Origin of the sequence: Microbacterium sp. SORGH_AS_0862 (assembly GCF_030818795.1) — a bacterium.
Lineage (GTDB): Bacteria > Actinomycetota > Actinomycetes > Actinomycetales > Microbacteriaceae > Microbacterium.
The window spans coordinates 1,804,516-1,819,502 of record NZ_JAUTAY010000001.1; the positions used below are offsets into that span (position 1 = coordinate 1,804,516).

At 70.2% G+C, this 14,987-nt stretch carries 16 protein-coding genes; 12 read left to right on the plus strand and 4 right to left on the minus strand.

The window, feature by feature from the left end; all coding sequences use genetic code 11:
- Positions 1 to 6 precede the first annotated feature (6 nt).
- The 3 genes from QE377_RS08715 (at position 7) to QE377_RS08725 (ending at position 2,752) form a co-directional block, all read left to right on the plus strand.
- Positions 7 to 624 carry a PadR family transcriptional regulator gene (locus tag QE377_RS08715; RefSeq protein WP_307321948.1) on the plus strand — a complete coding sequence of 206 codons (618 nt, stop codon included), beginning with the start codon at positions 7 to 9 and terminating at the stop codon, positions 622 to 624.
- Positions 621 to 2,096, plus strand: coding sequence for an MDR family MFS transporter (locus QE377_RS08720; RefSeq protein ID WP_307321950.1), 1,476 nt, complete (start codon positions 621 to 623; stop codon positions 2,094 to 2,096). Before QE377_RS08715 ends, QE377_RS08720 begins: the two co-directional genes overlap by 4 nt.
- Before the next feature lie 164 nt (positions 2,097 to 2,260).
- Positions 2,261 to 2,752: a hypothetical protein gene (locus QE377_RS08725; RefSeq protein WP_307321953.1), complete on the plus strand. Its 492-nt coding sequence runs from the start codon at positions 2,261 to 2,263 to the stop codon at positions 2,750 to 2,752.
- 6 nt (positions 2,753 to 2,758) lie between these two features.
- On the opposite strand, the gene QE377_RS08730 is transcribed toward QE377_RS08725, so the two are convergent.
- A complete protein-coding gene (locus QE377_RS08730; RefSeq protein ID WP_307321957.1) occupies positions 2,759 to 2,887 on the minus strand; it encodes a hypothetical protein in 129 nt (42 codons plus the stop codon).
- A gap of 144 nt (positions 2,888 to 3,031) precedes the next feature.
- Here QE377_RS08730 and QE377_RS08735 point away from each other — a divergent pair, with 144 nt between their 5' ends.
- Together QE377_RS08735 and QE377_RS08740 are read left to right on the plus strand one after the other, a co-directional pair.
- Positions 3,032 to 3,307, plus strand: coding sequence for a helix-turn-helix transcriptional regulator (locus tag QE377_RS08735; protein ID WP_307321960.1), 276 nt, complete (start codon positions 3,032 to 3,034; stop codon positions 3,305 to 3,307).
- 75 nt (positions 3,308 to 3,382) lie between these two features.
- Positions 3,383 to 3,754, plus strand: a complete 372-nt coding sequence (locus QE377_RS08740) for a hypothetical protein (RefSeq protein ID WP_307321963.1) — start codon at positions 3,383 to 3,385, stop codon at positions 3,752 to 3,754.
- A gap of 21 nt (positions 3,755 to 3,775) precedes the next feature.
- Here QE377_RS08740 and purD read toward each other — a convergent pair whose 3' ends face one another.
- On the minus strand, positions 3,776 to 5,062 hold the full coding sequence (purD, locus tag QE377_RS08745) for a phosphoribosylamine--glycine ligase (protein ID WP_307321966.1): 1,287 nt from the start codon (positions 5,060 to 5,062) through the stop codon (positions 3,776 to 3,778).
- A gap of 50 nt (positions 5,063 to 5,112) precedes the next feature.
- Here purD and QE377_RS08750 point away from each other — a divergent pair, with 50 nt between their 5' ends.
- The 6 genes from QE377_RS08750 to QE377_RS08775 all read left to right on the plus strand — a co-directional run bounded on the left by QE377_RS08750 (position 5,113) and on the right by QE377_RS08775 (position 13,190).
- Entirely contained in the window at positions 5,113 to 5,466 is a 354-nt protein-coding gene (locus tag QE377_RS08750; RefSeq protein ID WP_307321968.1) for a sterol carrier family protein, read from the plus strand.
- A gap of 100 nt (positions 5,467 to 5,566) precedes the next feature.
- Positions 5,567 to 6,400 (plus strand): HtaA domain-containing protein, encoded by an 834-nt coding sequence (locus QE377_RS08755; protein ID WP_307321971.1) that lies wholly within the window; start codon positions 5,567 to 5,569, stop codon positions 6,398 to 6,400.
- Complete coding sequence (locus QE377_RS08760) at positions 6,397 to 7,488, plus strand: hemin ABC transporter substrate-binding protein (protein WP_307321974.1); 1,092 nt, start codon at positions 6,397 to 6,399, stop codon at positions 7,486 to 7,488. The genes QE377_RS08755 and QE377_RS08760 overlap by 4 nt, the downstream gene beginning before the upstream one ends.
- Entirely contained in the window at positions 7,485 to 8,546 is a 1,062-nt protein-coding gene (locus QE377_RS08765) for an iron ABC transporter permease (protein ID WP_307321977.1), read from the plus strand. Before QE377_RS08760 ends, QE377_RS08765 begins: the two co-directional genes overlap by 4 nt.
- Positions 8,543 to 9,316 carry a heme ABC transporter ATP-binding protein gene (locus QE377_RS08770; RefSeq protein ID WP_307321980.1) on the plus strand — a complete coding sequence of 258 codons (774 nt, stop codon included), beginning with the start codon at positions 8,543 to 8,545 and terminating at the stop codon, positions 9,314 to 9,316. The genes QE377_RS08765 and QE377_RS08770 overlap by 4 nt, the downstream gene beginning before the upstream one ends.
- A gap of 130 nt (positions 9,317 to 9,446) precedes the next feature.
- On the plus strand, positions 9,447 to 13,190 hold the full coding sequence (locus QE377_RS08775; protein WP_307321983.1) for an HtaA domain-containing protein: 3,744 nt from the start codon (positions 9,447 to 9,449) through the stop codon (positions 13,188 to 13,190).
- 93 nt (positions 13,191 to 13,283) lie between these two features.
- Here QE377_RS08775 and QE377_RS08780 read toward each other — a convergent pair whose 3' ends face one another.
- Positions 13,284 to 13,826 carry a GNAT family N-acetyltransferase gene (locus QE377_RS08780; RefSeq protein ID WP_307321985.1) on the minus strand — a complete coding sequence of 181 codons (543 nt, stop codon included), beginning with the start codon at positions 13,824 to 13,826 and terminating at the stop codon, positions 13,284 to 13,286.
- Positions 13,827 to 13,898: 72 nt separating this feature from the next.
- On the opposite strand from QE377_RS08780, the gene QE377_RS08785 reads away from it, so the two are divergent.
- Positions 13,899 to 14,249 (plus strand): potassium transporter Trk, encoded by a 351-nt coding sequence (locus QE377_RS08785; RefSeq protein WP_307321988.1) that lies wholly within the window; start codon positions 13,899 to 13,901, stop codon positions 14,247 to 14,249.
- 2 nt (positions 14,250 to 14,251) lie between these two features.
- Here QE377_RS08785 and QE377_RS08790 read toward each other — a convergent pair whose 3' ends face one another.
- Positions 14,252 to 14,842, minus strand: a complete 591-nt coding sequence (locus tag QE377_RS08790; RefSeq protein ID WP_307321990.1) for a zinc-binding alcohol dehydrogenase — start codon at positions 14,840 to 14,842, stop codon at positions 14,252 to 14,254.
- Positions 14,843 to 14,987 lie beyond the last annotated feature (145 nt).

A 14,987-nucleotide genomic window follows, 5' to 3' on the forward strand; every position in this document is an offset into this window, starting at 1 on the left:
TATCGGATGACGGCTCGGATCACCCCGTTGGGGATCATGGTGCTCGCGCTGCTGCGTGAGGACCCCATGCATCCCTACGAGATGCTGCGGCTCATGCGGCTGCGGCACGACGACCGCATCCTGAACGTCACCGGTGGCACCGTCTATCACACGGTCGCCCGGCTGGAGAAGGCGGGACTCATCGCCGAGGCGGGTACCGCGCGCGAGGGGAATCGTCCCGAGCGCACGACCTACGCGCTGACGGATGCCGGGCTGACGTCGCTGGACGAGTGGATCCGCGCCGAGCTCGTGCGCATCGACCGTCCCGTCGAGTTCCGCGTCGCGCTCGCGGAGGCGCACAACCTCGACCGCGACGACGTCGGCGCCCTGCTCGCTGCGCGCCGCGCCGCGCTGACGGCGCAGATCGCCGACCTCAGCGCGGGGTTGAACAAGGCCCGCCCGGGAGGCGTCTCCGAGCAGTACCTCATCGAGGTCGACCGCTCCCGTGCACTCGCCGAGGCCGACCTGGCCTGGCTCGACGTCTTCCTCGGGCGCCTCGGCGACCCGAGCTTCGCCTGGGGGCCGGATGCGCACGACCGCACCAGCGACCGGTACCTCACTCAGAGAAAGGCTGCTCGCGAATGAGCGCTCCCACCACCGCCAACACCGCCACACCCACCCGCAGCCCCTGGCCCGCCCTGTGGGCGCTCGTCATCGGGTTCTTCATGATCCTCGTCGACACCACGATCGTCTCGGTCGCCAACCCGGCGATCAAGTCGGCGCTGGATCCGAGCACGAACAACCTCGACAACGTCGTGTGGGTGACCAGCGCCTACCTGCTCGCCTACGCGGTGCCGCTGCTGATCACCGGCCGCCTCGGTGACCGGTTCGGGCCCAAGAACATCTACCTCATCGGCCTCGCGCTGTTCACCCTCGCCTCGCTGGGATGCGGACTCTCGTCCAGTCTCGGCATGCTCGTCGCCATGCGCGCCGTGCAGGGGATCGGGGCCGCGCTCGTCACGCCGCAGACGATGGCCGTGATCACGCGTACCTTCCCGCCCTCGCAGCGCGGTGCGGCCATGGGTCTGTGGGGCGCGACCGCCGGTGTCGCGATGCTCGTCGGCCCTCTCGCCGGCGGATTGCTCGTGGACGGTCTCGGATGGGAGTGGATCTTCTTCATCAACGTGCCCGTCGGCATCATCGGACTGGTCCTCGCCTGGATTCTGGTGCCGCAGCTCGAGACGCACCGCCACCGCTTCGACATGGTCGGCGTCTTCCTCTCCGCCCTGGCGCTGTTCCTCATCGTCTTCGGTCTGCAGGAGGGCGAGCACTTCGACTGGGCGCCGTGGGTGTGGCTCATGATCGCCGTCGGCGTCGTGGTGCTCGCGGTCTTCATCTGGACGCAGGGGCGCACCCGCAGCGAACCGCTCGTGCCGTTGGACCTGTTCCGCGACCGCAACTTCTCGGCAGCGAACGCGGGCATCGCGGCGGTCGGCTTCGCGGTGACGGCCATGTCGGTTCCGTTCATGTTCGCGCTGCAGCTGGCTCGGGGGCTCACGCCGACCGAGGCCGCGCTGCTGATGATCCCCATGGCCGTGCTCTCGGGCGTGCTCGCACCGCTGGCCGGTCGCCTGCTCGACCGTGTGGATCCGCGCGTCATCCTCGTGCCGGGGCTCGTGCTGGTGGGCGGCTCGCTCGTCTTCAACTCGGTCCTCATCGGCGATCCCACGACGCCGATCTGGCTCTTCCTGCTCCCCTCCGCTCTGCAGGGCATCGGCAACGCCGGGATGTGGGGGCCGCTGGCCACCACCGCGACCCGCGGACTCCCGCCGCGTCAGGCCGGCGCCGGAGCGGGCATCTACAACACGACGCGCGTCGTCGGCTCCGTCATCGGATCGGCCGCGATCGCCGCGGTCATGCAGGCCCGCCTCGAGGCGAACCTCCCGGGTGCGGCGGATGCCACCTCCGGGTTCGGCACCGGCACCCTCCCCGAGCCCGTGATCGCGGGGTTCTCCACCGCGATGGCGCAGGCCACGCTGCTTCCCGCGGGCATCGTCCTCGTGGGGCTCGTCGCCGTGCTGTTCATGCGGCGCCCGAAGGAGCTCGTGCGCCGCTGAGTGCACGTCCGAACTCCTGCAGAAGCAGACCGCCACGGGCTTCCGGGCCACGGCGCGGCGATTCTGCAGGAGTTCGGGCCGGATGAGGGCGCCCACCGTAGACGGCGCGCCGCCCAGAATCAACAGGGTGTGCGGCGGCGCTGGGCGATTTCTACCGTGGAGGCATGAGTAGCCGCATCCGTCCCCTCCTCCTCGGTGGTGTGGTCCTCGCCGCCCTCGGTGTCGCCGGGTGCACGGCGGGACCCGATGACAGCGATCCGACCACTCCCGTCACGCCACCCGCGTCGTCCGGCGCGCAGACCGCCCCGCCCCCGGCGCCGCTGGAGCCAGAAGCCGATGACCCCGCGCAGGTGGCGCTCACGAGATTCGACCCGGACGGCGACGCCGCCGCCAACGCCTCGATCACCGGCCCGGCGGTCGTCTCGTCCGGCCAGATCCTCCGCATCGACACGTGGTGCACGGGCGGCGCCATCAGCTATGAAGTGATGACCTCCGCCGTCGACCAGGAGCGCCGCGCGATCGCATCCGGCTCGTTCGCCTGCGACGACACTCTGCACACGCAGGATCATCAACGGATCGACGCGGAAGGGCCCGTGCAGGTTCTCGTCACCACCGGCGGAACCAGTGCCGGCTGGGTGCAGGCGCGCGTCGAGTGATCCTGATCATCCGAATGACGTCCTGAGGGCGATGCCGATGGCGAGGGCCCACATCGCCACAGCGAGGGTGGCGGCGAGCAACGCCGGTGCTCGCTCCACGACCGCGATGAGCGCGACGAGCGCGGCCCGTCGCACGCGCCCGAGACGACTTCTGCGCATTGGTTTCCCAGACCGATGGAGCATGTATACATGAGCATGTCATAATGCGGACATGGGGGCAAGCACTTTTCGTATGTATACATGTGCATGCCTGTGTGCACTGTGTCCGAAGCTGGAGCTATGTCAGATCCCCTGTCGCCGTGGGACGACTTCGCTCGCCGACTGGGGCTCAATCTGCGCGAGGCTCGGGCGAGGCGCGGCATCAGCCAGGAGCGCGCCGCCCACGCGGCGGGTATCTCCGCCTTCACCTACCGCAAGCTGGAGCGCGGCGAGTCGAACCCGGGCACACCGGCCAATCCACGCCTTCGCACGCTCGTCGCGCTCGCGGAAGTGCTCGAGACTCCCGTCGAGCTGCTGCTGCCCCCGATGCCGGAGGGCGTTGCAGAAGGTCGCTGATCGCGTGCGCGCGTCGGATGTCGCAGCCTCGTGCGTGAATAGCGTCGTGCCCGCTCGATGACTCTGGAGTGAAGCATGCCTGCGAGCCGGCCATCCTGGCAGACGCACGAGTGTCCGACCTGGTGCGAGGGTGGGCACCGGGAAGACGATCACGTCGACGATCGTGTGCACCGTGCGGTCGGTGAGGGGGTCGACATCCTTCTCGATCCGGATGCGACGACGACCGTCCAGCTCGAGTTCGCGGTGTGGCGCCGCGATGGCCGGGCCGACACCTGGCTCTATGCCGGGTCGGGTCCCGGTCGAGAGCTGCACATCGCCCTTCCCGATGCGGCTCGCGTGTTGCGAAGCGCCCTGCGCTTGGCGGGGGTCGAGGATGCCGACATCGAGGAACGGCTGCTGACCGCCCTCGCTCGCTACGCTGAGCCTCCCGAGGCGGTGGCCCGGTAGCCGCGGGTGCGGCTGCCCGGCTCAGTCGGCGACGCGTGCCGCGATGTCCGTGCGGTACTGCCCGCCCGCGAGTTCGATTCGCGCGAGTGCGCGGTAGGCGCGGTCGCGGGCGGTGGCGAAGTCGTCGGCCACGGCCACCACGTTCAGCACGCGTCCGCCCGTCGCGACGAGCTCACCGTCCTGGTCTCGGGTGGCGGCGTGGGCGATGTGCACGCCGTCGACGGATGCGGCCGCGTCCAGCCCCGCGAGGGCCCGGCCGGTGACGGGCGCCGCCGGGTAGCCCTCGCTCGCGAGCACGACGGTCACCGCAGCAGCATCCGAGAACTCCGGACGCGGCTCGTCCTCGAGCGTGCCGGACGCGGCCGACAGAAGCAGTTGCGAGAGGGGGGTGACCAGGCGTGGAAGCACGACCTGCGTCTCCGGGTCGCCGAACCGGGCGTTGAACTCGATGACCTTGACGCCGGTGTCGGTGAGGATGAGACCGGCGTACAGCAGGCCGATGAAGGGTGTGCCCTCGCGGTCGAGTTCGCGGATGACGGGAAGGGCGACTGTCTCGGTGACGAGATCGACGAACGACCGTTCGTCGCCGAAGCTCTCGGCGAGCCAGGGGAGCGGGGAGTACGCACCCATGCCGCCGGTGTTCGGACCGCTGTCGCCGTCACCCAGGCGCTTGAAGTCCTGCGCCGGGCTGAGCGGGAGCACGGCGTCGCCGTCGCTGAGGAAGAAGAGGGAGACCTCGGGGCCTGCGAGGAACTCCTCGACGAGCACGGCACCGGTCGGGAGGAACTCCGCCGCGTGCGCGAGCGCCGCGTCTCGGTCTTCGGTGACGATGACGCCCTTGCCGGCGGCGAGTCCGTCGGCCTTGACGACGTGCGGGGCGCCGAGCTCGTCGAGCGCCGTGCCCACCTCATCGATCGTCCGAGCGCGGACCGCGCGGCCGGTGGGAACGCCCGCCGCATCCATGATCCTCTTCGCGAAGGCCTTGGAGCCCTCGAGCTGTGCGGCGGCACGGCCGGGTCCGAACACCGGGATGCCGTGCTCGCGGAGGGCGTCGGCGACGCCTGCGACGAGGGGGGCCTCGGGGCCGATGACCACGAGATCGATCGCGTGGGCGTTGGCGTACTCCGTGACGGCGGCGGGGTCCTCAGGGTTCAGCACGCTGCCGTCGGGGACGCGTGCGATCACGGCGTCGCGAGCGATTCCGGCATTGCCCGGCGCGGCGAGGATCTCGTGGTGCGCCGGTTCGGAGGCGAGCGCGAGGATGATGGCGTGCTCGCGCGCGCCGGAGCCGAGGACGAGGATCTTCACCCGCCCACCCTACCGAGAGCGGCCCGCGGACGCCGGGGTAGCGTGGCGTCATGCCGCGCATCACCACCGACGCCGGCCGTGCCGCGCTCGCCGCGGTGGCGGCAGTCGAATCACCTGCTCGCCCCGATCTCGCCACCGCCGTGCGGTACCTCCTGCAGCTGCTCGCGGAGAAGGCGCCCGGCCACACGGTCGAGGTGCGTGTGCCTCCCTTCGGTGCGGTGCAGGTCATCGAGGGGCCGCGTCACACCCGCGGCACGCCGCCGAACGTCGTCGAGACCGACGCGCGCACCTGGATCGCCCTCGCGACGGGGCGTGAGTCGTGGCCGGATGCGGCGGCCGCCGGCCGCATCCGCGCCTCGGGCACCAGGTCGGATCTGTCCGACCTGCTGCCGCTGCGACCCTGAAGCCACTCGCCTCTGGCGCAACCGGATGGGTTGGCTAGGATAGGTAAGGATTCCCTAACATGGGCCCCTTTCCCGCACTCGAGAGTTTTGGCGGTTTTCTATGCGCGTTCGTCTTGCCTCCTTCGCCGTCTCGGTTCTCGCAACCTCCCTTTTGGGAGTCGCGGCACCGGCCGTCGCAGCGGAGACGGCCACGACCGCGGCGGCCGCGCCCGGCGCGTGCACGGTGACCGGTGGGCAGCTCACCTGGGGGTTCAAAGAGTCGTTCCGCTCCTACATCTCCGGCACGATCGCCAACGGGGCCTGGGAGCCGATCGACGGTGCGTCCTACGCGACGCCGAACTTCAGCTGGCCGGCCGTCGGCGGTGAGATCGACCCCGAGGCCGGCACCGGCTCGGTCGCGTTCGGCGGCGGCGTGCGCTTCACGGGGCACAGCGGGCTGCTTGACACCACGATCGCCAACCCCACGCTCGAGCTGACGGGTGCAGCGGCGCAGCTGCGTCTGGACGTGACCGGCCTCTCGATGGACGACGCGCTCGCCGGCGCGACCGAGAACGTGCAGACGGCTACGCAGGTGGCATTCGTCGACCTCGATGTCGCGTCCGTCCCCGTCGCCGTCGGGGAGACCTCGCTCACAGGCACCGCGGTGCCGACGGCGATCACCGCCGACGGCTACGCACAGTTCGGCAGCTACGAGACGGGCACGGCGTTCGATCCGCTCACCTTCGATGTGCAGCTCGACTGCTCAGCCGCCGAGCCCGAGGCCACGGCCGAGCCCGAGCCCGAGATGACCACGACGGCCGCCGAGACCCAGGACGAAACGGATGCGGTCGACCTGACTTGGCTGTGGGCGGTGGGCGGCGGTCTCGTCGTCGCCGCCGGTGTCACTACAACCGTGATCGTCGTGCGCCGCCGATCAGGCGGAGGCGCCCGGTGAGCCGCCGGGGCGCCGTCGCCGCCGTCGGGCTCGCGCTTCTTCTGCTCACAGGGTGCGCCACGGCCGGTGCGCAGCCGACCTCGACCGCCGCGGCCGTCGACACGACGCCGCTCGCCGAGCTCGATGTCCTCGCCGACCCCGAGGCGTACGAGGGGCCCTCGACCGCGGTGGTGCCCGACACGGAGATCGTCCCGGTGCAGCAGAACCCGGCGCAGTCGCTGCCCGCGACGGCCGTCTCGCACGACCTCGACGGTGAGCGCGAGGTGACGATCGAGGACACCTCCCGCGTCATCGCCATGGATCTGTCCGGATCGCTCGCCGCCACCGTATGGGGCCTGGGATTCGGCGACACCCTGGTCGGCCGCGACGTCTCCACGACCTTCCCCGGCACCGAGGATCTCCCGGTGATCACCACGGGTGGCCATACGGTCAGCTCCGAGGCGATCATCGCGCAGAGGCCCACCCTCGTCATCACGGACGGCTCGATCGGCCCGCGCGACGTCGTCGAGCAGCTGCGCGACGTCGGGATCCAGGTGGTCTTCGTGGCCGGCGAGTCCTCCTTCGACGGCGCAGCGGCGCTCGCGCGACAGGTGAGTGCGATCTACGGTGCGCTGGAGGCCGGTGAGGCGCTCGCCGCCCGCATCCTTGACGAGGTCGCCGCCAAGACCGCGGAGATCGCCGGCATCGCCCCCGACGGCGACGAACGCCTTCGGATGGTGTTCCTCTATCTGCGCGGATCCGCCGGCGTCTACTACCTGTTCGGCGAGGAGTCCGGCGCCGACAAGCTCATCGACGCGCTCGGTGGCATCGACGTCGCCGAGGAGCTCGGCTGGGACGGGATGCGGCCTCTCACCGACGAGGCGATGGTCGCGGCAGATCCCGACCTCATCCTCGTGATGACGGGCGGCATCGAATCCGTCGGCGGCGTCGACGGCCTGCTCGAGACCAAGCCCGCCATCGCGATCACCTCGGCCGGCCAGCATCGCCGGTTCGTCGACATGGAGGACGGCCAGATCCTGTCGTTCGGGCCTCGCTCCGCCGAGGTCCTTGATGCGCTGGCGCGGGCGATCTACGCGCCGGCCTCGTGAGCGTCGCCGCGCCGGGCCGAAGCGCGACCCGCCGCCGCACCCTCGTCTACGTCGCGGGCGCGACTCTGCTCATCCTGGGCGTGCTGCTGTCGGCGGGCTCGGGTCAACTTCTCATCGGCCCGGGCGAGGTCGTCGGCTCGCTGCTGCGCGGCATCGGTATCGCCAACCCGTGGGCTCCCACCGACCCGCTCATCGAGCAGACGCTGTGGCAGATCCGTTTCCCGCGCGTTCTCGTGTCGCTGCTCGTTGGAGCGCTGCTGGCCGTCGCCGGCGCGGTCATGCAGTCGATCTTCGGCAACCCGCTCGCCGAGCCAGGGGTGGTCGGAGTCTCGTCCGGCGCCGCGGTGGGAGCCGCCGCATCCATCACCTTCGGCATCGCCGTGTTCGGGGGATGGACCACGGCGGTCTTCGCCTTCCTCGGCGGACTCGCCGCGACCCTCATCGTCTACTCGACCGCGCGGGCCCAGGGCCGCACCGAGTCGGTGACGCTGATCCTCACCGGCATCGCGGTGAACGCGTTCGCGGGGGCGGCCCTCGCGATCTTCATGTTCGTGGGCGACACCGCCTCGCGCGAGCAGATCGTGTTCTGGCAGCTCGGGTCGATGAACGGGTCGCGCTGGCAGGAGGTCGGTATCGTCGCCGTCGTCGGCGCGCTCGCCTGCGCGGGCGCCATCGCGTTCTCGCGGCAGTACGACCTCCTCTCGCTCGGAGAACGCACCGCCTCGCACCTGGGTGTGCGCGTCGAGCGACTGCGCATCGTCTCGATCGTGCTGGTCGCGCTGCTGACCGGAGTCGCGGTCGCTTTCGTCGGAATCATCTCGTTCGTGGGCCTGGTCGTTCCGCACCTCGTGCGCATGACTCTCGGCCCCGCCAACCGCTCGCTCATCATCTCGTCGCTCCTCGGTGGCGCCACGCTCCTCGTGTACGCCGATCTGCTGGCGCGCACGCTCGTCGCATCGGCGGACCTGCCCATCGGCATCCTGACCTCCCTCATCGGCGGCCCCTTCTTCTACTGGCTCATCCGACGCAGTCGTCGTCGGAGCGGAGGATGGGGATGACCGTGGCACTTCGCACCGAAGGCGTCGGGTTCCGGATCGGATCCGTGACGATCCTCGACGGCATCACGATGGAGATCGCCTACGGGCGCCTCGTCGCCCTCGTAGGACCGAACGGGGCGGGCAAGTCGAGCCTCCTGTCACTGCTCTCTGGGGATGTGCCGCCGAGCTCGGGCACCGTGCTGCTCGAGGGGGACCCGCTCGCCCGCATCCGACCCCGCGAGCTCGCCCGTCGTCGCTCGGTTCTGCTGCAGTCCAATCAGGTCGCGTTCTCGTTCACGGCCTACGACGTGGTCGAGATGGGGCGTGCGCCGTGGATCGGCGCCGAGCACGGCGACGACGAGACCGCCATCGCTGCCGCGATGGCGCAGGCCGATGTGACACACCTCTGCGAACGCGTCTACGCCTCGCTCTCGGGCGGCGAGAAGGCCCGCACCTCTCTGGCGCGGGTGCTTGCGCAGGACACTCCGATCGTGATGCTCGACGAGCCCACCGCCGCCCTCGACCTGCGCCACCAGGAAGACGTGCTGCGCATCGCCCGCGACCTCGCGCGCACCGGCCGCGCCGTCGTCGTGGTGCTGCACGACCTGTCCCTCGCCGCGGCGTACGCCGACGAGATCGCGATGATCGCGGGCGGCAGACTCGTGGCCTCGGGGCCTCCCGCCGATGTGCTGACCGAGGCGCGGATCGCGGAGGTCTACGGCACACCGGTGCGGGTCATCGCGGATGCGGACACCGGGCGCCCCATCGTGCTGCCGCGTCGCGCCGAGTAACGGATTCGCATCGGCAACTCCCAGTTTCAGGGTTGGTAAGGCTAAGCTAAATGCGTCTGGCTTAGGGAAGCCTTACTTGCGTCGCGCCGAGCGCGTCGAATCATCCGCTCTTCCAGCAAGGAGTAGACCCGTGCAGAAATTGAAGAGAGCACCGCTGTGGCGAGTGCTCGCGAGCGTGCTGACGGCCGCGCTCGTCGCGTCCGGAGCCGCGCTGGGCGTCGCGGCGCCCGCGCAGGCCGCTGACGGTCCCACGATCTCGGTGACCGAAGCGCCGCGAGCCGGCGGCAACGTCACCGTCACCGGTTCGGGCTTCAGTGCCGCGCAGCCCGGGATCTACCTCGGTGTCCGCCAGGATGGCGTGTCTACCGACGCGTACACGGTCTGGCTCTCCACGACCAACACGGTGGGCGAGCTCCCCGGTCTCGGCGCGACCGCGCCCATGAACGCCGACGGGTCGTTCTCGATCGAGGTTCCCGTCGCCGCTCAGGCTGACGGCGTCTCCTTCTCGATCGTCACGCGCAAAGCGCACGGTGTGCAGGACCCGTCGCAGGTCACGTCGACCGCGATCGTCTACCAGCCGGCTCCCGCGACCAGCACGACCACGAGCCTGACGGTCTCGCCCTCGGGCACCGCCGTCGCCGGTGCGCAGGTCACGCTGACGGCGACGGTCGCCCCCTCCGGCGCCACCGGATCGGTCGCGTTCGCTGACGGTTCCACCTCGCTGGGCTCGGCCGCCGTGGCCGACGGCAGCGCGAGCGTGCAGGTGTCCACGCTGGCCGTGGGCTCGCACCAGCTGACCGCGACGTTCGTCCCCGCCGACGCCGCCGTCTTCGCCGACTCGTCCTCCGCAGCGACCTCGTATTCGATCACCGCTGCGCCGTCGTACACGCTGGCCGGCGCGGTCACCGTCACCGAGGAGGAGAAGATCTCTGTCGCGGTGAGCGGCTCGGGCTACGCCAACATCCAGCCGCTGCCTGGGCAGCAGACCCCTTCGCTCTATGTCGCGCTGATCCCGCAGGGTACGCCGCTGTCCGAGGTGAGCCAGGGCGGGTCACTGCCGAGCATCTCGGTCTCACCGAGCGCTCAGGGTGACATCGCGGGAACCCTCGAGCAGGCTGCGGCCGGTCTCGATCGCACCAAGTCCTACGAGATCATCGCCTGGCCTTCGCGATCGTTCCCGAGCGACAGCAACCTCTACGCGCGCGCTGCCGTCGAGATCGACTGGAACGCCCTGTTCCCGCCGGCGGCCCCCGTGCTGGCTGTCTCGAAGAGCACCGACCTCGCCCGCACCGGTGAGACGATCACGGTCACCGGCTCGGGGTATGACCCGACCAAGCCGATGTACCTGACAACGTGCACCGACATCCCGCTCGAGGACGTCACGTTCGCCTTCATCTCGGCGGGCTGCACGGGCGGCGCGAAGCTCATCTCGCCCAACCCGACGCGCCCCACGATGGTGAAGCTGAACGCAGACGGCACGTTCGAGACCACCTTGACGGTCGCTCCGAAGGGGGCCACGACGGCGGTCTACACGATCGCCGACCACACCGCTCAGGCCGACCGTTCACAGGATGCGAAGGTCTCGGTCAGCTTCGACATCCCGGCTCCGTCCCTGACGGTCACGCCGAACACGGACGTCGACCCGAGCGGTGACACCCTCACGGTCACGGGCACGAACTATGTGAAGCCCGCATCCGACAGGGGCTTCACGGCGCGGTTCGGATGGGTGAAGGACACCTGGAAGCCGTCAGAAGGCGGAAAGAACGCCGACCGTCCGGGAGCGGTCATCACGCGCGTGTCCGACGTGGCGAGCGACTCCGGTATCGCGTGGACCGACAACGGCGACGGAACCGTCGACTTCGAGTGGACGATCGACGTGTCGGAGGCGGCTGCCAACGAGAAGAAGCCCGAGGGTGGCAACCCGAAGCTCGGTGTCTTCACCTTCGGGAACACCGCAAGTCAGGGGACGCAGCCCGACAACGAACTGTTCGTCCCGGTCGCGTGGGCTGAGGCGGAGCCCCAGCCGGAGCCGACGGCCGACCCCAAGGTGACCGTCACTCCGAACGAGAACCTCGACCCCGCGGTCGAGAACGTACTGACGGTGTCGGGAACCGGATTCCGGGGTGCTTCCGCCGTCAACGGCGCCTACGTGCTGTTCGGTGAGACCGCCGTCTGGCAGGGCGAAGGTCCGCCGCCCTCGGCGGGCTGGATCACGCAGGCGTGGGTGATGCCCGGACAGATCGTGGACGGGGCATTCAGTCTTCAGGTGACCGTCCCGGCGGGCACCCTCGACGGCTCGAAGAGCTACAACGTGGCCACCTCTGCGGCGCACATGCTCTCGGTCACCGACCGTTCGCTCGACACGTTCACGCCCGTGAGCGTCGCTCGGCAGGGCGGCGACATCGCCGGTGCGACGCTGACGTGGGGGGTGAAGCAGTCGTTCCGCTCCTACATCACCGGTCCGATTGCGAAGGGATCCATCTCGCTCGATCGCGTGGCGCAGAACTCCGAGGGTCTGTTCATCTGGTCGAACGGTGTGGGTGAGTATGACGTGGCAGACGCCGCCGGTTCGGTCGACTACCCCGGCTCGGTGCACTTCACCGGCCACGACGGGCAGCTGGACATGCTGCTCGCCAATCCCCGGGTCGAGGTGAAGGACGCCGAATCGGGCGTGCTCTACCTCGATGTCACCTCGCGTGCGCTGGACGGCACCGTCACGAGCGAGACGGCCGTGCCGTTCGCCTCGCTGGTGCTGTCCGCCCCGGTCACGACCGAGGAAGCGGCGACGTGGGTGAACTCCGCGGCCACGCTCACCGAGCAAGGTGCCGCGAGCTTCGCGGGCTTCTACGCCGCGGGCACAGTGCTGGACCCGGTCACGTTCACCTTCCCGGTGGGTGGCGAGGTGACGCCGGTCGTGGGCGTGAGCAGCAGCTCGGTCGCCCAGGGCGGCACGCTCACCATCACCGGCTCCGGCTTCGACGAGAACGAGCTGGTCTCGGCTGAGATCCACTCCGATGTCGTGACCCTGCCCGCCCAGGCGGCCGTGGGCGGCGTGGTGAGCTTTGCGTGGACCGTGCCGGCCGATTTCGCGACGGGTGTGCATACCGTGTACCTGTTGCGTGCGGGCGACACTCTGCAGTCGGCCCTGTCGACGACCTTCACCGTCACCGCTCGCGCGGAGACGCCCGGCGGCGGGACTGATCCTGTCGTGTCGCAGCCCGTAGACGAGCAGCCCGCCGCGCAGGCCTGCGTCGCGCAGTCCGTCTCCGGCGCCTCGATCCAGTGGGGTGTCAAGGAGTCCTTCCGCAGCTACATCACCGGTCCGATCGCCAAGGGCTCCATCTCCGGCGGCTGGGGCTCGGGCTCGGGTGCGTACAGCGCCGACACCGACCGAGGCCGGGTGAGCTACGGCGGATCGATCCACTACACCGGTCACAGCGGTTTGCTGGATCTGACGCTGTCGAACCCGCGCATCCAGGTCAACAGCGCCACGTCGGCATCGCTGATCCTGAATGTGCAGTCGAAGGGGTTCAACGGATCGCCGGACATCAACGCCTCCGGCGTCGTGTTCGCCACGCTGTCCCTTCCGAGCGCGAGCGAGTCGTCCGGTCGCATCGCGTGGAATGGCGCGAGCGCCACCCTCACCGCCGCCGGCGCGGAGGCCTTCGCGGGCTTCTACACCGCCGGGACCGCGCTCGACGCCGTGTCGTTCTCGTTCCCGTTGGGCGCGCAGGTCGCGTGTGACGCGACGACCGACCGCGCTCTGGCCTCGACGGGCGCCGGCGTCCCGACGGATGCGCTCTGGTTCGGCATCGGTGTGATCGCGTTCGGCGGCATGCTGCTGGTGGCCATGCGTCGCCGTCAGCGGGCCTGACAGACTCGGCACCCCGCGAACGGCTTCCGCGGGGCGCCGAAACCCGAAGCGCCGGTCCTGGGGGCCGGCGCTTCGGCGTGCTGTGGGGCACTGTCACTCGTGGAGGATGACCTGGTACAGGTGGTGATCCTGCCAGCGGCCCGCGATCTCGAGGTAGCGCGGAGCCATGCCGATCTGCTCGAAGCCGGCCTTGCGCAGCACGCTCTGCGACGCGTGATTGTGCGTGAGGGTGCTGGCCTCGACGCGGTGCAGTCCGAGCTCACCGCGCGCCGCGGACAGGATCGCCGTCACGGCAGCCGTCGCCAGTCCCTGTCCGGTGACGTCGCGATCGACCCAGTATCCGAGTCCTCCGCTCTGGAACGGGCCCCGAGCGATCCCCGCGAGATTGAACCTCCCGACGATGCGCGCGTCCTGAAACACGCCCAGGGAGTACCCGGTGCCGGCGGTGCTCGCCGCGAGCCGGGCCTCGAGGTCCTCTTCCTGGCCCGCCTGGGTGAAGTAGCGATCCGGTCGCAGCGGCTCCCATGGGGCGAGGTGCGTGCTGTTGCGCCGGTAGGCTGCGGCGAGCTCGCGCGCATCGCTCAATGCCAGGGGGCGAAGGGTGAAGCCCTCCATCAGATCGACAGCTGCAATCACCCGATCCACGATAGGAGCGATGTGCCGCGCCAGCGGCCCGGGCCCATCCCCAGCGGATGAGACAATGGGTGCATGGCCCCCGAGCCGCAGGACCCCGAGACTCCCCGCACGGTCACCGATGGACACGTCGAGACCCTGCGGGTGCGTCGCGCACCCAAGTACGGTGTCTTCCTCGTTCTGGGCGCGGCCGTGGGTGTGCTCGTCGCGATGATCCTGACCTTCGTGTTCCACGGCACCGACGAGCCGAGCGCTGCGGGCGTGCAGTACACCCAGATGCAGGTGTTCGGCTTCCTCGCCCTCGTCTGTGCGGTCGTCGGCCTCACGGTCGGCGGAGTCATCGCTCTGCTCTTCGACCGGGCGATGGCGCGGCGCGCCCGCGACGTCTCGGTCGAGGTGGCCCACGTCCGCCGCGACGAGGACTGAGCTCAGGCCAGTTCCGCGATGATCGGGTGGATGGCCGCGTCGAAGGCCGCCACATCCCCACGCAGTCCGTCGGTCACGGCGATCGTGAGGGAACCGATCCACCAGAGCCCCCGTTGGGCGAGCGGCAGCACCTGCACGTTCAGCTCGAACGAGTGCGCCCGCCGCCCCACCTCGCGCTCGTGCACGGCGATCGCGCTCGCGTACGCGCGGTACGACGAACTGCGCGCGCGATCGGTGTGGACGGCGCTGGCGGACCGGGCGAAGGCGAGTGCCGCGCCGGCGTGGGGGACGATCGCGGCACGCAGTTCGTCGGCGCCGTCGGCGGGCAGCGCGAGCAGGGTGTCCATGCCCGCCACGAGCTCCAGCGGCACCTCGGAGGGGTGCGCCAGCGGCTCGACGGTCATCGCCCACAGCGCGCGCCACTGGCGCTCCAGCACCGCATCCGCCTCTGGCGCGTCGGTCGGGACGCCGCGGAGCCCTGGCAGCTCCTCGGGACTGCGGATGCCGAGCATCTGCCGCAGATAGAGCGCGGCGAGCACGCTCGGTCCGGCGTCTTCGCGGACCACCCACTGCGGCCTCTCGGCGCTCGGCATGCCGTCATTGTAGGGGCCGCCCGACCCTCGCCGGGGGTGCGTTGCGCCCCGGCGTGCGTGCCCTCCGCATCCGTCCGACGACGTGTGCACGACCGATCGCATCTCGGCCGGCTCATACGCCTCGTCCGCACACGTGCGCCCCACC